Genomic DNA, 17,357 nt, shown 5'->3' on the forward strand with positions numbered 1-17,357 from the left:
CCGGGTGGCGTTCAAACCTCGGCCTGCACGCGGGAGAGCCGAATCGTGGTGGCGCACATGACGACTACCGACACGGCCACGACGACGAGCCCGAAGGTGTTGGTACGGAGACGTTCATCGAGCACCGTCGCGCCGATGAGCGCGGCGACCATCGGTTCGGCGATGGTGACCGCGGGCAGGGACGCCGCGAGCGGTCCCACCTGATACGCGCGCTGCTGGAGGTAGATGCCCGCGGTCCCGGCCGCGACCAGCGCCCACAGCTGCCAACTCGACAGCATCGGACCGAGGCCGTCATCGGCGAGATCGGTGACACCGGTGGTCAGCGCGGCGGCCACACCGAACAGCGCTCCACCCGCCGCCCCGAGGAGCATCGCGCGCCGCCCCGGATCGGAACTTCCCGTGCCGATCGCGACGGCGCCGCCGATCGCGCAGAGCACCACGATCAGCGTGACACTCCAATCACGCAGCGGTGCCGTGGAATTGCCCTCGGTCGGATCACCGACGAGCAGGAAGACCGCGAGCGCCACCGTCAACGCCAGTGCGGTGGCCCAGGTGCGCCCGGTGATCCGGCGTCCGTTCAACCGGGCCGACAGCGGCAGGGCGAAGACGAGCATGCTGACCAGCAACGGCTGCACCAACAGGACCGAGCCCAACGCCAACGCGACGACCTGCATCGCGTATCCGCCCACATCCCCGACGATCGCGGCCCACCACCGCGGATTGCGCATCAGCGCCCGGATCAGGCTCGATCCTTCGGGAACAGCGGCCGCCGCGCGTTGCTGCGCCACGGCCGCCACCGCGAACAGCGCGGCGGCGACCAACGCACAGACGACGGCTCCGAGCGGATGATGTGACACGCCGCTCAGTGTGCCCGGTCGACGGCGATCGTTGGCAGAAGGCGTCTCGCGGCGCGTCGTCCCCGTCGGACGCGCCGCGAATCCTCACCCACAGGTACGCGGTCGATCCGGACATCGGACCACGGCGTGAGCACACCGAGGTCGGTGCCGCACCGGTGGTTCTCCTCGCGTGTTAGTTCGCCCGTCGATTGCCCTGCGCGGCGGACCCCTGCGGACGTCCGGCGCGTCGGCGTCCCTGGCCCGGCGTGTCGGAGCGGGTCGGGCGGGCCGTGTGGGCCGCGCCCGCGGTATGTCCGGATGCCGCGCCCGAGCCCCGCCCGGCGGTTGCCGTGGCGGCGGCCCGACTCGACGAGGGTGCCGCGCCCTCGCCGCGCACACCGTTGGATCGGGTGGCGCGTGCGTCGGCGTGACCGGTCGAGCGCTGGGCCGAACCGGAGTCACGTCCGCCCGTCCGTGCCGAACCGTCGCCGCCGCGCCGCGAAGCCGCGCCCGCGCCGCGAGCGCCCGATCGTCCCGAGGACGGACGTCGCCCGCCACGGCCGGAAGCGTCCGGTGTGCCCTCGGGCGACCAGCCGCCGCTCGGATCATCGATATCGGCGCCAGCGGAGCCGCCGCGCCGACCGGTTCCGGACGAGCGCCGCTTGGTGGTGGCGCCCTGACGGGCGGGCTGCTGCGGGGGAGCGGGCGCGACCAGCGCGATACCGGAGGGCGTGCGCGCCCCGGTGATCTGCGCCAGTGTCCGATCGCCCGGTCTCACGTCGACACCGACGATGTCGACGCCCGCCTTCCTGGTCATCTTCTCGACCTCGGCGCGCTCCTCGGCCGAGACCAGCGTGACGACGACACCGTCCTCACCGGCACGGGCGGTACGGCCGGCGCGATGCAGGTACGCCTTCGATTCGGCGGGCGGATCGACATGCACGACCAGCGAGATACCGTCGACGTGGATGCCGCGCGCGGCCACATCGGTGGTGACGAGCACGGGGGTGCTGCCGTCGGCGAAGGCGGCCAGGGTCCTGGTGCGGTTGTTCTGGGCCTTGCCGCCGTGCAGTGCGCCCGTGGCGATTCCGACACCGCGCAACTGCTTGGCCAACCGGTCCGCGCCGTGTTTGGTGCGGACGAACATGATCGTCAGGCCCTCGCGCGCGGCGATCTCCGCGACGACGGCGCGCTTGTCGAATTTGTCGCGCACGTACAGCAGGTGGTGCGACATGGTCGACACCGACGCCGACGCCGGCGCGGTGGAATGGGTGACCGGCGAACGCAGGTAGCGCTTGACCAGTTTGTCGACCTCGCCGTCGAGCGTGGCCGAGAACAGCAGGCGCTGACCGTCTTTGGGCGTCCGGTCGAGCAGTTTGGTGACCTGGGGCAGGAAGCCCATGTCGGCCATGTGGTCGGCTTCGTCGAGTGCCGTGATCCGCACGTCCGACAGATCCGCGCACCGCTGGGCGATCAGATCCTCCAGTCGGCCCGGGGTCGCGATCAACAGATCGACGCCGCGCGCGAGGCGGTCGGCCTGGCGTTTGATCGGCGCGCCGCCGACGACGGAGGCCACCCGTAGCCCGAGTGCGAGCGCCGGTTCGTCCAGCGCCTTCTCGATCTGGGCGGCGAGTTCACGTGTCGGCACCAGGACCAGGCCGCGCGGACGACGCGGGGCGCTGGATCCGCCCGCCAGCGTGGTCAGCATCGGGAGCCCGAAAGCCAGGGTCTTGCCGGAGCCGGTCGGACCGCGTCCGAGGACGTCCTTGCCCGCGAGCGCATCGGGCACGGTCGCGGCCTGGATCGGGAACGGGGCCTCGATGCCGCTGCGGTGCAGTGCCTGCACGAGCACGGCGGGGAGGCCCAAGTCCGCGAAGGTCACGGCGGATGCCGAGGCGGCAGGGGGAGAGGAGGTCAACGGGTGCCTTTCGTGAGCAGCGCGATAGTCGGCGCTGGGTCCGGAGTGGTGGACGCCGTGCCCACCGCACGGTGCGCCACTGTGGGCACTCGTGTCGCGAAAATGTTCGGCCGGACGACCCGGCCGCGAAGTCAGCCGTGGAAAAGCCGACTGAGTTCGACCAACCAGGGTACCGCGACAGCCTGAGTGGGAACCACCAGGATGGCCACCGACCCCAGATACGCGGCCGCGGCGATGCGCAGATCGCCGATTCGGCCCCCGAGTCGCTGGATGCGGATGAGGGTGGTCGGACCGCCCGCCGCGAGCGCGCCCTGCGGTGCGGTCGACTTGGCGCAGGCGACCAGAGCACGGGCCAGCGGCGCCGGTCCGGTGACCTTGACCGCCGAATCGTCGGCGAGCAGTTCTATGAGTAGTTTCACCGAGCCGAGCGCCGCCCGGCTACGCACGACGACGGGAAACGCCTCGTGCACCGCGGTGAACGCCTCCAGCACGAGATCGTGCCTTGCTCGCAGATGGGAACGTTCGTGGCTCACGATCGCGGTGACTTCGGCGTCGTCGAGATTCGTGAGCGTGCCCTCGCTGAGGACGACGCGCTGGCGCAGGCCGGGCAGGCAGTAGGCGATGGGTTCGGTTGCGGCCAGCACGCGGATATCGGCCGCGCGGCGATACGGTCCGCTCTGATCCAGCAGGTCGACCAGCATGCGGTGATGGGCGCGTCTGCGGCGGGTGTGGACGCCGACCCGGACGACCGAGAAGATCAGCCGCGCGCCGACCAGCAGGGTGAGGGCGAAGACGAAGACATAGGCGAGCCACAGGGGGAGTCCGAGCGCGTCGATCTCGCGCGTCGGTGACGTGGTCGGTCGGCCGTCGGGGCCGGGGACGAGAAGTTCCGCCGCGATCGCCAGGCCGGAGCCGAAGGCGCTGAGCACGGCGGCGAGCGCGATGGCCTGCCACAGAACCAGAGCCGCACGTGGTGTCCGGTACGGCCACTTCGCTCGGCTGAGCAGCGCTGGAGCAGGCCCCGCGAGAAGCAAAGCGAGACCGGCGAAAACCGGCGCGGTTGCGTTCATCGACTCAGCTCACTGCGTTGTGGGGCCAGAACGTTCACGGCGTTGTGAACGTCGCGCCGACGGTATCAGGAACCTTCGGTAGCTTCGAGCTTAGCGAGTGCCTCGCGCAACGCGTCCGCCTCGTCCGGGCCGACCTGTTCCACGAAATGCACCAGCGCGGCGGCACGACTGCCCGCCGCGTCGGCCTGCTGCAACGCGTCGACCATGAGACTCGCCACCAATTCGTCGCGGGTGTGCACGGGTGCGTAGCGGTGCGCGCGATCGTCACGCCGCTGCACCACCAGATTCTTCTTCGCGAGTCGCTGCAACACCGTCATCACCGTGGTGTAGGCGAGCTCACGACGTGCGGCCAAGGCCTCGTGTACCTGCCGGACCGTCTGCGGTTCGTCGCTGGACCACAACTGGTCCATGACCGCCTTCTCGAGTTCACCAAGACCTGCCATCCCCTGAGTTTACGGACCCAACGACGCAATTGCGTACTACACCTTGTCGTAACTGTCCGGTAGCTGTGTGGTATTGGTCATAGTTCGGGGAGGAACGGTCAGAAAGGACGGCCCGACTCCAGCACATGCCTGGCTCCGATCGGAACGATCATGGGTCTACCCGAGACCGGATCCTCGAGCACCGACGCGCGCAATCCGAAGACCTCGAGAAGCAGCTCGGCGTCGATGATCTCCGAGGGCGCACCCTGGGCGACCACCCGTCCGGCGTGCATGACGACCAACCGGTCGCTGTAGCGGATCGCCAGATTCAGGTCGTGCAGCACCATCACGACGGTGCGGCCCATATCGTCGTGCAATTGATCGACCAGATCCAGCACTTCCAGCGAGTGCGCGAGATCCAGGTAGGTCGTCGGCTCGTCGAGCAGCAGGATATCGGTGCCCTGCGCCAGCGCCATCGAAATCCAGGCGCGCTGACGCTGACCGCCGGAGAGCTCGTCGAGGGGGCGATCGGCGAGATCGGCGATCCCGGTCTGCTCGAGCGCGGTCATCACCTCGGTCTCGTCGCCCGAGGACCACTGCCGGAACCAGGTCTGATGCGGATGTCTGCCGCGCGCGACCAGATCGGCGACCGTCAGACCCTCCGGCGCGACCGGTGTCTGCGGCAGCATGCCGATCACCTGTGCCACGTCCTTGGTCTTCATCGTGGAGATGGCCTTGCCGTCGAGTACCACCCGGCCCTCGCGGGGCCGGAGCAGTCGGCCGAGCGAGCGCAGCAGGGTCGATTTGCCGCAGCCGTTCGGTCCGATCACGGTGGTGACGACGCCGGAGGCGATTTCCAGGGTCAGCCCGTCGATGATGACGCGGTCGCCGTAGCCGAGGGTGATGTCGTCGGCGACGAGCCTGGACGCGTCCGATTCGGGTGCGGTGGTCATGACAGGGTCGCCTTCCGATTCATACGCACGAGCAGGTAGAGCAGGAACGGACCGCCGACGGCGGCGGTGACGATACCCACCGGAACATCCACCGGGAACACCGTGCGCGAGGCGATATCCGAACCGACCACGAGAAGAGCGCCGAACAGCGCCGAACCGATCATCGGTTCGCCGGGCGTATGCAGCACCCGGCGCGCGATCTGCGGCGCCGCCAGCGCGACGAACACGATCGGACCCGCCGCCGCGGTGGCCGTCGAGGCCGCGACCACGGACGCGCCGAGCAGCAGGGCCTGCTGGGCCTGGATCCGCACGCCGAGCACCCGGGTGGTCTCCGGGCCGAGCCGCAGTGCGGCCAGGGTGCGCGCCGACATCGTCGCCACCGTGAGGACGACCACGAGCGCGATGGCCGCCGGGATCAGACCGTCGCGGTCGGCGCTGTTCAGGGAACCGTTGAGCCACATCTGCGCTCGTGACGCGTCGGTGAGCGAAGCCCGGGTGATCACCCAGTTGATCCCGGCGACGAGGAGCGCGTTGACGCCGATGCCGATCAGGACCAGGCGCAGTCCGGTGGCACCGGATTCACCGGAAGCCGAACGTCCCCACGCCAATACGTAGATCGCCAGTGCCGTGAGCAATCCGCCCAGCAGCGCGGCCAGCGATACGCCGACACTCGCGGCGAACCCCGACACTCCGCCGGTGCCGATGATGGCGACCGCGCCCAGGCTCGCGCCCGAGGTGATACCGAGCATGTCGGGACTGGCGAGCGGGTTGTGCAGTATCGACTGGGTGATCGCGCCCGCCAGACCGAGGGCGGCGCCGACCACCACCGCGGTCATGGCGCGCGGCATCCGCGACTCGAGGATGATGAAGCGTTGCGAGCGGGTGCCGCCGCCGGACAATACGTCGAGTACGCGTCCGAACGGGATATGCGAGTCACCCGTGGTGATGTCGACACAGAAGAGTACGAAGACCAGTACGGCGAGCGCGACGGTGATGAGGACCATGGTCGGGCGCAGCACCAGCGATATCGGTCCGATCCGCAGCGCCGGTCTGGCCTTGCGCAACGGCGCGGCCTCTGTTCCTACGGTGGTTGTCACGAACGCACCCCCCTCTCGCTCCGCGCGGTCGCTGTGAGTTCGATCATGATCACAGGCTCGCCAGCTTCCGGCGGCGGACGAAGGCGATGAAGAACGGAGCGCCCACCACCGCGAGCATGATGCCGACCTCGAGTTCGCCCGGCCGTGCGACGACACGTCCGACGATATCGGCGCTCAACAACAGAAGCGCGCCGAACAGACCCGAGTACGGAATCAGCCATCGATAGTCGGGTCCGCTGATTCCACGTGCCAGATGCGGTACCACCAGGCCCAGAAAGGCGATCGGACCGATCGCGGCCGTCGCGGCGCCACACAGCAGGACGATCGCGGCCAGTCCGAGGGCACGGCTGCGGCCGATGTCGACCCCGAGTCCGCGTGCCACGTCGTCGCCGAGGCTGAGCAGGTTCAGACCGGGCCCCGCCGCGACGGCGAGCAGAACCCCGACCACGAGGAACGGCAGTACCTGCCAGAACACCTCGGCATCGCGGCCCGCGACGCTGCCGACCACCCAGAAGCGGAAGGTGTCGAGGGCTGTCGCGTCCATGAGCACCACCGCGTTGGTCATGGCTTGGAGGAACGCGGCCACCGCGGCGCCCGCCAGCACCAGACTCAGCGGACTGGCCTTGCCGCCGCCGATGGAGGCCGCGGAGAACACCACGACGCCCGCGATCAGCGCCCCGGCGAAGGCGAACCAGATGTACTGCTCGGGGGCAGTGAACGCGAACAGATGCATGCTCAACGCCGCGAGAAACGCGGCGCCGGAGTTCAATCCGAGCAGACCCGCGTCGGAGAGCGGATTGCGGGTGTAGCCCTGGATCAGCGCGCCGGTGATGCCGAGTGCGAGTCCGCAGACCAGCGCGAGCGCGGTGCGCGGGAGTCGGAGGCCGCGGACGATTTCCGCCTCGGTCGAGCCCGCGGGGCAGTGGAAAGGTCCACCGGAGCAGGTCAATCCGTCGCGCACGGCGTCGAACGCGGTCGACGGCGGCAGCAGTCGCGTGCCGATGGCGACGCTCGCCACGGTCGCGAGCAGCAGCAGCGCCGCGAGTGCCAGGAGTCCGATCAGGCGACGCCGCCTCATGGTGCCAATGGGTGTCACGGCGACAAACTTATCCTGCCTCGAAGGTGATCCCGGGGTTGCTAGGTCTGGTAAGCCTAACCTATCTTTTGAAACGACTCCATGATGTGGCCGACCCCGAGGAGGTTCGATGATCGAGCCCTTGACTGCCTGCACTGCCCGCCGTACCCAGCAGGTATTCGGGCACTCCTGTAATCGGCTGCGAGCTCTCCAGCCCGAGCACCCCCGTGTCTATGCCGTCGCGGCGATGGCGGAGCAGGGCAAGCGCCGGTGGTGGAAATTGTCGGACGGATTGCAGGAGGGCCGGATCGATCTGATGTTCCGGCGTCACGCCGCCGAGATGATCAGCGCCGACACCGCGGCCGACGTGGTCGCCACCGCGCTGATCCACGCGATCGTCGGTCGGGTCGCGGCGCTGTTGGTCGCCGAGGGCGCGGCATGGGACCCGGGACTGGAGAACCTGTGGGTGCACAACGACAACGACGGGGGCATCGATTGGGCGGGTCTGTCGGACACGACGATTCGGGTGATCGACGGTGACCGCAGGGCCGGTGAGCCTGGAGTCGTCGTACTGCCCTGCGAGCAGGCGATGTCGGTGTGGCTGGCGCATCGCTGTGTCGCGTCGCTGTCGCTGGTCCAACACGGGCTCGCCCGGTGTTCGGGTCTCAATGCCCGTCGGTTCTGGTCGCTGGTCGGCGAATCCATCGTCGGCGCGGCGACCTACGTGCCGGATCTGGCGCGCACCGATTCGGTGGCGGGCGCGCGGCGCGGACAGGGGCTGATGACCGCGCTGGAGGATCGGGGACTACCGATTCGGCGAGGCACTTGCTTAGTTAGGTAAGCCTGACCTATGCTGAGTTCGGCGTAAGGATCGAGCGAGAGTCCCGAGGGCTGCGGTGACCCCCGATCCAACTGCCGCGGCGGGCCTGTACTTCGGTGGAGGCCCGCCGCTCTGTTCCCGGAGGCCCTATCACGGACGAGCCCGGTGTGCGGGCGGTTCGCCGGGGGATGCCAAGGTGGATATATGACGCAACAGGAGTACCAGGGCATCAGCTCCCTCGCGGATGTCACGCCCGAGTTCATGACCAAGGCCAGCGAAGGCAGTTTCGCCGACGTGGTCGGACTCCGCTACACCGAGATCGGCCCCGACAAGGTGCGCGGCGAGTGGATCGTGAAACCGCATCTGCACCAGCCCGCGGGGATCGTGAACGGCGGCGTGTACTGCACCGTCATCGAGACCTTGGCCAGTATCGCGGGCGGGGTGTGGTTCGGCGAGCGCGGCACCGTCGTCGGGGTGAACAACAACACCGACTTCCTGCGCGCGGTCCGCGAGGGCACGCTCTACGGCGAGGCCACCCCCGTGCATCGCGGACGCACCCAGCAACTCTGGCAGGTCGTCATCACCGATGAACAGTCGCGCGTGGTCGCACGCGGCCAGGTGCGACTCCAGAACCTGGCGAAGACGGACTGACGCTCGGTACGCATCCTGGGAACGGGCGTGCCAAAATGACCGTCCACCCCTTTCGTCCGAACCGGTGAGGAGCCCGGATGCGACTGTCGCCGCACGAGCAGGAACGGCTGCTGTTGAGCTACGCGGCCGAGCTGGCACGGCGCAGGCAGGCGCGCGGGCTCAAACTGAACCATCCCGAGGCGATCGCGTTGATCACCGATCATGTACTCGAGGGCGCGCGCGACGGGCGTTCGGTCGCGGAACTGATGTCGTCGGGCCGCACGGTGCTCGCCCGCGCGGACGTCATGGAAGGCGTCCCCGAGATGATCCACGACGTGCAGGTCGAGGCGACCTTCCCCGACGGCACCAAACTCGTCACCGTGCACCATCCGATCGGCTAGGGGCGAGCATGATTCCGGGCGAATACCTCTGCGCCGAGGGCAGTATCGAGCTGAACGCGGGCGCGCCTCGCGTGGAACTCGATGTCGTCAACACCGGTGACCGGCCGGTGCAGGTCGGCAGCCACGTGCATTTCCCGCAGGCCAACGCCGCGCTGGCCTTCGACCGCGACGCCGCGCACGGCCTTCGCCTCGATATCCCGGCGGGCACCGCCGTGCGATTCGAACCCGGCCTGGCGCAGCGGATCCGCCTGGTACCCCTCGGCGGCCTGCGTGAGGTCCACGGCATCGGTCCTACGCCGCCCGGCCGCCTCGATGCCTAGCGCGCGTACCCGCCACGGCGGTGGCCGCGACGGAACCACTCCGGTCGTCTCTGTGCGGCACGGCATCTCGGAAGGCAGGGCATGAGTGAGCTGAGTCGGGCTCGGTACGCCGAGCTGTTCGGGCCGACTACCGGAGACCGGATCCGGCTGGCGGATACCGATCTGTTGATCGAGATCACCGAAGATCGCAGCGGCGGACCGGGACTCGCCGGTGACGAAGCCGTCTTCGGTGGTGGCAAGGTCCTGCGCGAATCCATGGGCCAGTCCCGCGCGACCCGTGCCGACGGCGCGGCGGACACGGTCATCACCGGCGTCGTGATCCTCGATCACTGGGGAATCATCAAGGCCGACCTCGGAATTCGCGACGGGCGCATCTGCGGCATCGGCAAGGCGGGCAACCCCGATACCATGTCGGGTGTGCACCCGGATCTGGTCGTCGGCCCCTCCACCGAGATCATCGCTGGCAACGGCCGCATCGTCACCGCTGGCGCGATCGACTGCCACGTCCACTTCATCTGCCCGCAACTCATGGACGAGGCACTCGGCGGCGGCATCACCACCCTCATCGGCGGCGGCACCGGCCCGGCCGAGGGTTCCAAGGCGACCACCGTGACCCCCGGCGCCTGGCATCTGGCCCGCATGCTGGAGGCCACCGACCACTGGCCGCTGAACATCGTGCTGCTCGGCAAGGGCAACACGGTCAGCGAAGAAGCCATGTGGGAGCAATTGCGCGCCGGCGCATCGGGTTTCAAACTGCACGAGGACTGGGGATCCACCCCCGCCGCCATCGACGCCTGCCTGCGCGTGGCTGAGGCGTCCGGCGTGCAGGTGGCCCTGCATTCGGACACCCTCAACGAGGCCGGATTCGTCGAGGACACCCTCGCCGCGATCGCGAACCGCGGCATCCACGCCTATCACACCGAAGGCGCGGGCGGCGGCCACGCACCCGACATCATCACCGTCGCCTCACATCTCAACGTCCTGCCGAGTTCGACCAACCCGACCCGCCCGCACACGGTCAACACCCTCGACGAACACCTTGACATGTTGATGGTGTGCCACCACCTCAGCGCGTCCATCCCGGAGGACCTGGCCTTCGCCGAGAGCCGAATCCGCCCCTCCACCATCGCCGCCGAGGATCTGCTGCACGATCTGGGCGCGATCTCCATGATCGGCAGCGACTCCCAGGCCATGGGCCGAATCGGCGAGGTCGTCATGCGCACCTGGCAGACCGCGCACGTCATGAAACGTCGTCGTGGCGCGCTGCCGGGCGACGGTGCGGCCGACAACGCCCGGGCACAGCGCTACGTCGCGAAATACACCATCTGTCCGGCCGTCGCGCACGGTCTCGATCACGAGATCGGCTCCGTCGAAGTCGGCAAACTCGCCGACCTGGTGCTGTGGGAACCGGCCTTCTTCGGCGTCCGCCCGCACGCGGTGCTCAAGGGCGGCATGATCGCCTGGGCCGCGATGGGCGACGCCAACGCCTCCATCCCCACCCCGCAACCCGTCCTGCCGCGCCCCATGTTCGGCGCCGCGCCCGCCGCCGCCGCCGCGACCTCGCTGCATTTCGTCTCCGAACAGGCGATCGCCGACGGGCTCGCCGACCGTCTCGACGTGCGCCGGAAACTGGTGCCGGTCAAGAACGTTCGCGCCGTCACCAAAACGGATATGCCCCGCAACGATGCCATGCCCAGCATCGAGGTCGACCCCGACACCTTCACCGTGCGTATCGACGGTGAGGTCTGGACCGAACAGCCCGCCACCGAACTGCCGATGGCACAGCGCTACTTCCTGTTCTGAACGACCGGTTCGGCGGCGTCGGGCCGCGCCGCCGAACCGCTCGGTCAGACGATCGCGTACGGGTGCGCCGCCGCACGGCCCTGGAATGACAGGATCCGAAGGTTCTGGACCCGGCCCTCGCGGATCTCGATCGCGCGACGCACGGTTTCGTTGCCGTCCCAGGCATCGGGGCCCGCCATGACGATCGGCAGGAATTCCAGCAGCGCCTCGGAATTCTCCCAGGTGGCGGAATTCCACAGGTACGACGGACTGTGATCGACGCCGTAGTAGTGCAGACCCTCGCCGACGTCGAACATCGGTTCCGCGAACGAGGTCGGACGCGCCCATTCGAAGCCCATGCCGCTGTCACAGGAGACATCGATGAACAACGTCCCGCGCGGAAACAGGTGCAGATCCTCGTTCATCACGAACATCAACGGCTCCTCGGTGTCCTGGAGGATGCAGTTCACGACGACGTCGTAGTTCGCGAGCATCTCCGCCAGCGGCCCCGGTTCCGGTTCCTTCAACGCCAGAATCCGAGTCGGATTGGCCGGGTCGCGTACGAAATGCTGCATCCGCACCGACGCGAACGGTGAGGCCACCGCCGAGACACTGCGTTGCGTCAGAACCGTCACGTCACTGATGCCGAGCGCCGAGAGCGCACGCACCGCGCCGCGGGCGGTGGCGCCGAAACTGATGACCGCCGCGCGCATCCGCCGCCCGTAGTCTCCACTGGACCCCCGCAGTTGGAGGGCGTGCAGAACCGAGCAATACCCGGCGAGCTCGTTGTTCTTGTGGAAGACGTGGACGCTGAAATTACCTTCCTTCGTCCAGTGATTCATCGCCTCCCAGGCGATCAGGGTCAGACCGCGGTCGACGGCCAGCTGCGTCATCCGCTCGTCCTGCACGCAATGCGGCCACCCCCAGACCACCTGCCCCGGGCGGAGGTTCTCCAGGTCTTCGGCCAGCGGTTTGGGCAACAGCACGATGTCGCACTCGGCGAACAGCTGTTCGCGGGTGCGATGCCCCGCGACCAGCGGCGCGAGACGCTCGTCGGAATAATCGAACCGATCGCCGTAGCCGTGCTCGAGGTAGATGCGCTCGCGAAGCCCCGGGTCGATCCGGTCCAGGTGCGCCGGGTGGATCGCCAGCCGGTGCTCGTCGTCCTTGCGGGATGTTGCTACGACACCGACGGATAGTTGCTTCACCTAACGAGCCTACGCGCACCGTTCCGCCCCCCGAGCAGCAGTGCGGTCGATCGTCACCCGGCCGAGGGAACGGGTCGGCCCCGAGTCGCGTCCTACACTGTGGGGCAACTGTTGGGCCCGGACGGGAGGCATCGATGGGACGACGGACGACGGCAGCGATGGCGGTACTGGGCGGGATGTTGCTGGTCGCCGGGTGCGGTACGGACAGTGCGGGAAAGGCGACGCCGAGCACATCGACCGATACGTCGGCCGGTACTGCCGCACTGTGGGATCCGTGCACCGCGATCCCGGACTCGGTGTTGCTGAAGGTCGGTGTGGATCCGTCATCGAAGGAATCGGGCGCCGCGGGTGTGGAAGAGCCGGGTTGGAAGATATGTTCCTGGGACAACTCCGATTTCAATCTCGCGGTCTTCTCCACGGGAATCGATGTCGATGAATTCACGAGTAAGAGCGGGAATGTCGACTTCGCGGACATAAGGGTCGGTGAACGAAGCGGGGTCCGATACCACCGGTCATCCGATAAAGGCGGCTACATCTGCGATCTCGTGTTCCCGGTAGAGCAAGGCACGGTGAGCGTCATGGTCTCCAATCGTGTCTCATCCAAGAACAAGGTCGATCCATGTGTCCGCGCCGACGCTGCCGCAGCGACGCTGCTGCCGGTGTTCCCGGGCTGATCGGGAGGATTTTCTGATGGCGGTCGAAGACGAAGTCCCACTGTGGCGGTATCTGTCGGGGGAGGCCAAGGAAGGCCGCCTGTATCTCGACGAGTCGGTGGCCAAGAGTTGTCGCGACGCATGCAACGAGCAGATCGGGATATACGAGGATCTGCTCAAAGATCTACAGATCATGAGTACCGTCAGCGGATTCGGAAGATTCGACTGTTCCGACGAACTGGCGAAGATGTTCGGGCAGAAGGCGATCAGTGGTGATGGCGATGTGCATACCGCGTTGATCGAGCATATCGAGGTGCTCGGTCTGATTCGCGATACGATCCAGATTTCGGTCGAGCGATACGAGGCGCAGCAGCAGGCGGCCGCAGCAGGCCAAGACAAGTTGCTGAACTGATCGGGGGGACAGATGGGCTTGCCGTTCATGGTGGCGATTGCCGCGGTGCTACTCGAAGAGGGAAAGTCGGGTCCGCCCGATGTTTTCAGAGACGAGAGTGTGGAAGCGACTCAGGCGCGCAACCGGATTCGAGAAGTCATGCAGACCGCCGACGGAGTCGAGTATCAAGGGCCCAAGGTTCCCGAGAGCGCCTACCGTGATCCGGACGGTCTGGGAGATCTGTACGATCGCGTCCAGGAAATGAGACCCGAGCAACTCGCGGCGCTCCTCGATCGCTGGGAAAACATCCGGAACAAGCTCGATTCGAGCCTTCCGACGTTCAAGAACGAGATTCTGGCGGCGGTCGCGGAAAAGTGGCAGGGTTCGACGGGCGATAAAGCCGCTGAGGGGATCACCAAGTATGTCGACAGGTCGGCTGATCTCGTTGGTTCGGTTCAGTTGGTCTCGGAGAAGGTCAAGCTCGTCCGATCCGCCGTGGATATCACGAAGGCCGCGGTTCAACAGGCTCCGGACACGACGTGGAGTAGCAACGTCGCGAGCTGGGTTCCTGGGCCGACGTGGAAACTGAACCAGCATCGTTCGGAACAGTTCCATGACGCCAATGTGAACGTCGTACGGAACGTCTTCTATCCCGCCGTCCGCGAGGCCGATACCCAGGTCCCCCTGGTTCCGAAACCGTACAACCCGATCCACGAGTCGCCCGACCAGCCGATCTCGTCGCGCCCGACGAGCGAGCAGCCCGTACGGCAGCCGTCCCGGGGTACCGGAGGACGAGCGGCCGAGAACACTCCGGCCGATGGCGCGAATACTGGAGAGGGCACTCCGAATTCCTCTGTGCCCGCGAACGGAGAACAGCAGACCGCCGGGGACCGGACGGCGACGGATCCGTCCGGGACCACCCCGGCGTCCACTGATCCGGCATCGGCCGCGCCCGCGTCGTCCACGGATCAGAATCCGACGCGAACGGGCGACGGGTCACGCGGGAATTCGGCGTCGCCGGGTCCGGGAATCTCGGGCACACCGGCCGGGTCGGGCTCACCGAACACCGCCGCGCCGGGACGCGGTGCTTCCGGCACTCCGGGGGTAGCGGGGACCGCGTCTTCGGCCAACAATGGTGGGCGCTCCGCCACCGGTCGTTCGGGAACGACGGGGACGCCGGGGATGGGCGGTATGTCGCCGCGCGGTAAGGGCGAGGATGACAAAGAGCGCCGGGCGAAGGATTATTTGGTCAATCAGCAGAACGGTGAGGAACTGACGGGATTGGATGAGGCGAGCCGCGCGAGAACGGTGCCGCCGGTGATCGGCGAATGAGACCACGGGAATGGGTCTTCTCCCCGTTGGCCTTCAAAGTATTGTGGCGTGCCGCGGACAGGGATGTTCTGCCCTATCCGCTGCAATATCGCTCGACTTTCGAGACGGTCGCGGAGCATGACGAGGCCTGGAAAACGGAAGCCAACGGTCTGCACCGAATTCTCGACGAGGAACTGTACGGAGCACTGCGGGTGCTGGCCGAGCCGGAGGCCAGGGTCGAGGTCGCGGGTGCGGTGAACGGTGACCGGCTGCGGGTGCACGCGGCGCTGCACTACCAGCACGCGGTGCTGCTGGAGCAGGAACCGACCGGGTCGCCGTATCGAGGCGGCACCGTGCGGATGACGATATTCGATGCCCGCCGACTGTCGCACCGCATCGTGACGTTGTTGCCGAACGCGCCGCGCGGGCGCGGTCCCGGACTGGAGATCTCCCGCTTCGATCTCGAGGCCGAGGACGGCGGCGTGTACCGGCTCGACCACGACGGTGCCGCACGATCCTCGCTCGTGCGAGCGAAGCGATTCTTCGAACGCCCGCGTGACCTGGTCGTACACGTCGCGGCCTATGCGGGGCCCGCGTGGGACAACCGGCCCGCGCCGTCGCGCGGATTCCACGTGATGGACTATCCGGACGGGCGTTATCTGGTCCGCAACGGCGCCACCTTGCAAGCGGTGCCGGTCGACCGGATGGGATTGCAGATCGATCTGGAGCGTGTCGTCCGCTTCACGGTGACGAGTCACCGTGAAGAGCACGACCCCAGCTACCGCTGACGCTAGGACGCCGCGCGGATGGCGGCGGTGACGACGTCCGCGACACCGCGCATACCCTGCACCGTCGGGTGATAGGGCGTCAGCGTCTCGCTGGCGACGACCGGGTCGAACCAACGCACGCCGACCGGGGCGCACATATCGTGCCCGAGCGAGGCGGGCTTGGTATCGATGTAGGTCGCGCCCTGTTCGGCGGCGGCGCGGGCGACGACGGTGTTCAACCGATCGAACGCGCGCTGGATGGTCGAGGCGTCGGAGGGGCGCAGACCGACGAGTTCCGGGCATCCACCGTCGCGAACATAGAGGGGCCAGCCGTCGACGAAAATTCTCGCGTTCGGCGCGAGTTCGGTGATGCGTCGCAGTGCGGCGGAGTACGCGGGCGCGATGGCGTCGATGGACGGATCCCACGACGGGTCGGCGCAGCTGCCTCCGCGTATGCCCGCGAGGTGGCAGCCGAGCACATACCTGGTCATCTCGGTGTCGTTGGCGCCGATATGGACGGTCACCAGGCGGGTCGCTGGGCCGAGCGCGTCGAATTGCGGTGCGATGCCCGCCGCTTGGTAACCGGTGAGGTCCTTGATCTTGGCGGAACTGCAACTGCGGTCGTCGACGCGGAGTCCGAGGTCCGCGGCCACCAGTTTCGGCGTGTTCACCGTGGACTGCGCGCATTGCAGGGGTGCGCCGGTATCGAAATGCTGCACGCCGGTGGTCGCCGCGCCCGAGTCACCGAGGGCGACGTATTCGGCGCCGCCGTTGTCGGCGGAGGCGGCGGGGGTCGCGAGCGCGGCGACCAGCATCAGCAAGCCCGCGGTGAGTGTGCCGATGCGCCTGCGGTTCGTCTTCATGGGTCGTGCTCCGTGAGTCGTCGTTGAAAGTGAAACCAAATAGTTCCTCTTATTCGTACGCTACCGCCGCGGGGCGCTCGGGGGAGGGGGTTCGGTGGACTCGCTCGGCCGGATCGTGGGGTTCGGTCGTGTCATGGGCCGAGCGCGCGGGACTGTTGCGGGGCCGAGATCCTCAGCCGCCGAAGGGCTCGGCGACCGTGCGGCCCCACAGCACGAAAACCGCCAGTGCGAGGTAGATCAGATTGAGCACGATCACCGCGTATTCGCCGTGGCGGAGGTGGGTGATGATCGCGCCGATCATCAAGGCCGTCCAGCACGCGGCCGTCACCGGCACCATCACCGGTGCGATGTCGAGCACGGCGGGCAGGATCAACCCTGCCGCGGCCAGGATTTCGAGGACTCCCAGCGTCTTCACGAATCCGGCGGTGGCCTCGCCGGTCCAGGCCCCGCCCGGCGTCGCGGCCAACTTCTCCTTCGGCACGAAGGTTTTGGTGATGCCGCCGACCAGGGCGACCGCGGCCAGCAGTCCGGTGCAAATCCACAGGGCGATGTTCATGTGTTTCTCCTGACGAAGGGGTTCGAGCACAAGACACCGGCGACACGAAATCTGTGACGGCCTGGATAGGGGAGTCTGGTCTCACGCTCACGGGTTGCTCGTGGCAGTGAGTGACGACAAGAGCAGATGGCAGTACTTGGCGGAAGAAGGCCAAGGCGGGTCGGCTGTATCTGGATCGAACGGTGGCGCGAGAATGTCGTGCTCACGCTCACGGTCGGCGTCGACGTGCGCTAACCCGAACTGTTGTCGGACAGGTCTGAGCTACCGATACCTCAACATCGCCC

At 67.6% G+C, this 17,357-nt stretch carries 20 protein-coding genes and 1 pseudogene; 9 read left to right on the top strand and 12 right to left on the bottom strand.

The features are described 5' to 3' along the window. Positions 1 to 11: 11 nt before the first annotated feature. The 7 genes and pseudogenes from OG225_RS09690 to OG225_RS09720 all read right to left on the bottom strand — a co-directional run bounded on the left by OG225_RS09690 (position 12) and on the right by OG225_RS09720 (position 7,392). Positions 12 to 857: a DMT family transporter gene (locus tag OG225_RS09690; protein WP_405181357.1), complete on the bottom strand. Its 846-nt coding sequence runs from the start codon at positions 855 to 857 to the stop codon at positions 12 to 14. A 424-nt stretch (positions 858 to 1,281) separates the two neighbouring features. Beyond that, positions 1,282 to 2,718, bottom strand: a pseudogene (locus tag OG225_RS09695) (DEAD/DEAH box helicase); the annotation flags it as partial. Between the two features lie 167 nt (positions 2,719 to 2,885). Further along, positions 2,886 to 3,824, bottom strand: a complete 939-nt coding sequence (locus tag OG225_RS09700) for a M56 family metallopeptidase (protein WP_405181358.1) — start codon at positions 3,822 to 3,824, stop codon at positions 2,886 to 2,888. Positions 3,825 to 3,889: 65 nt separating this feature from the next. Then, complete coding sequence (locus OG225_RS09705; RefSeq protein WP_109524300.1) at positions 3,890 to 4,267, bottom strand: BlaI/MecI/CopY family transcriptional regulator; 378 nt, start codon at positions 4,265 to 4,267, stop codon at positions 3,890 to 3,892. A gap of 98 nt (positions 4,268 to 4,365) precedes the next feature. Then, positions 4,366 to 5,199, bottom strand: a complete 834-nt coding sequence (locus OG225_RS09710; protein ID WP_405181359.1) for an ABC transporter ATP-binding protein — start codon at positions 5,197 to 5,199, stop codon at positions 4,366 to 4,368. Continuing rightward, positions 5,196 to 6,296 carry a FecCD family ABC transporter permease gene (locus OG225_RS09715; RefSeq protein WP_405181360.1) on the bottom strand — a complete coding sequence of 367 codons (1,101 nt, stop codon included), beginning with the start codon at positions 6,294 to 6,296 and terminating at the stop codon, positions 5,196 to 5,198. The genes OG225_RS09710 and OG225_RS09715 overlap by 4 nt, the downstream gene beginning before the upstream one ends. A gap of 49 nt (positions 6,297 to 6,345) precedes the next feature. Next, positions 6,346 to 7,392, bottom strand: a complete 1,047-nt coding sequence (locus OG225_RS09720; RefSeq protein WP_405181361.1) for a FecCD family ABC transporter permease — start codon at positions 7,390 to 7,392, stop codon at positions 6,346 to 6,348. A gap of 109 nt (positions 7,393 to 7,501) precedes the next feature. Here OG225_RS09720 and OG225_RS09725 point away from each other — a divergent pair, with 109 nt between their 5' ends. The 5 genes from OG225_RS09725 (at position 7,502) to OG225_RS09745 (ending at position 11,345) form a co-directional block, all read left to right on the top strand. Then, the gene (locus tag OG225_RS09725; protein ID WP_216906726.1) at positions 7,502 to 8,212 is read left to right on the top strand and encodes a hypothetical protein; all 711 of its coding nucleotides are present in this window, start codon (positions 7,502 to 7,504) and stop codon (positions 8,210 to 8,212) included. 240 nt (positions 8,213 to 8,452) lie between these two features. Continuing rightward, a complete protein-coding gene (locus OG225_RS09730; RefSeq protein ID WP_232839646.1) occupies positions 8,453 to 8,842 on the top strand; it encodes a PaaI family thioesterase in 390 nt (129 codons plus the stop codon). A gap of 77 nt (positions 8,843 to 8,919) precedes the next feature. Continuing rightward, a complete protein-coding gene (locus tag OG225_RS09735) occupies positions 8,920 to 9,222 on the top strand; it encodes an urease subunit gamma (RefSeq protein WP_328400170.1) in 303 nt (100 codons plus the stop codon). Positions 9,223 to 9,230: 8 nt separating this feature from the next. Next, a complete protein-coding gene (locus OG225_RS09740; protein ID WP_216906731.1) occupies positions 9,231 to 9,542 on the top strand; it encodes an urease subunit beta in 312 nt (103 codons plus the stop codon). Between the two features lie 81 nt (positions 9,543 to 9,623). After that, positions 9,624 to 11,345, top strand: coding sequence for an urease subunit alpha (locus OG225_RS09745; protein WP_405181362.1), 1,722 nt, complete (start codon positions 9,624 to 9,626; stop codon positions 11,343 to 11,345). A 44-nt stretch (positions 11,346 to 11,389) separates the two neighbouring features. On the opposite strand, the gene OG225_RS09750 is transcribed toward OG225_RS09745, so the two are convergent. Continuing rightward, positions 11,390 to 12,532: a N(5)-(carboxyethyl)ornithine synthase gene (locus OG225_RS09750; protein ID WP_405181363.1), complete on the bottom strand. Its 1,143-nt coding sequence runs from the start codon at positions 12,530 to 12,532 to the stop codon at positions 11,390 to 11,392. Positions 12,533 to 12,666: 134 nt separating this feature from the next. Between OG225_RS09750 and OG225_RS09755 the strand changes: the two genes are divergently transcribed. Together OG225_RS09755 and OG225_RS09760 are read left to right on the top strand one after the other, a co-directional pair. Continuing rightward, complete coding sequence (locus OG225_RS09755; RefSeq protein WP_405181364.1) at positions 12,667 to 13,206, top strand: DUF3558 domain-containing protein; 540 nt, start codon at positions 12,667 to 12,669, stop codon at positions 13,204 to 13,206. A gap of 16 nt (positions 13,207 to 13,222) precedes the next feature. Beyond that, positions 13,223 to 13,597, top strand: a complete 375-nt coding sequence (locus OG225_RS09760; protein ID WP_405181365.1) for a hypothetical protein — start codon at positions 13,223 to 13,225, stop codon at positions 13,595 to 13,597. Positions 13,598 to 13,645: 48 nt separating this feature from the next. On the opposite strand, the gene OG225_RS09765 is transcribed toward OG225_RS09760, so the two are convergent. Together OG225_RS09765 and OG225_RS09770 are read right to left on the bottom strand one after the other, a co-directional pair. Beyond that, a complete protein-coding gene (locus OG225_RS09765; RefSeq protein ID WP_405181366.1) occupies positions 13,646 to 14,191 on the bottom strand; it encodes a hypothetical protein in 546 nt (181 codons plus the stop codon). A 353-nt stretch (positions 14,192 to 14,544) separates the two neighbouring features. Beyond that, the gene (locus tag OG225_RS09770) at positions 14,545 to 14,706 is read right to left on the bottom strand and encodes a hypothetical protein (RefSeq protein WP_405181367.1); all 162 of its coding nucleotides are present in this window, start codon (positions 14,704 to 14,706) and stop codon (positions 14,545 to 14,547) included. Positions 14,707 to 14,758: 52 nt separating this feature from the next. Here OG225_RS09770 and OG225_RS09775 point away from each other — a divergent pair, with 52 nt between their 5' ends. Both OG225_RS09775 and OG225_RS09780 read left to right on the top strand, forming a co-directional pair. Then, positions 14,759 to 14,908, top strand: coding sequence for a hypothetical protein (locus tag OG225_RS09775; protein ID WP_405181368.1), 150 nt, complete (start codon positions 14,759 to 14,761; stop codon positions 14,906 to 14,908). After that, positions 14,905 to 15,675, top strand: a complete 771-nt coding sequence (locus tag OG225_RS09780) for an ESX secretion-associated protein EspG (RefSeq protein ID WP_405181369.1) — start codon at positions 14,905 to 14,907, stop codon at positions 15,673 to 15,675. The genes OG225_RS09775 and OG225_RS09780 overlap by 4 nt, the downstream gene beginning before the upstream one ends. 2 nt (positions 15,676 to 15,677) lie before the next feature. Here the strand turns inward: OG225_RS09780 and OG225_RS09785 are convergent, their stop codons facing one another. Together OG225_RS09785 and OG225_RS09790 are read right to left on the bottom strand one after the other, a co-directional pair. Further along, on the bottom strand, positions 15,678 to 16,517 hold the full coding sequence (locus OG225_RS09785; protein ID WP_405181370.1) for an SGNH/GDSL hydrolase family protein: 840 nt from the start codon (positions 16,515 to 16,517) through the stop codon (positions 15,678 to 15,680). A 172-nt stretch (positions 16,518 to 16,689) separates the two neighbouring features. Continuing rightward, positions 16,690 to 17,073 carry a DoxX family protein gene (locus tag OG225_RS09790; RefSeq protein WP_405181371.1) on the bottom strand — a complete coding sequence of 128 codons (384 nt, stop codon included), beginning with the start codon at positions 17,071 to 17,073 and terminating at the stop codon, positions 16,690 to 16,692. Positions 17,074 to 17,357 lie beyond the last annotated feature (284 nt).

This window comes from Nocardia sp. NBC_01377 (assembly GCF_045040005.1).
GTDB lineage: Bacteria > Actinomycetota > Actinomycetes > Mycobacteriales > Mycobacteriaceae > Nocardia > Nocardia noduli.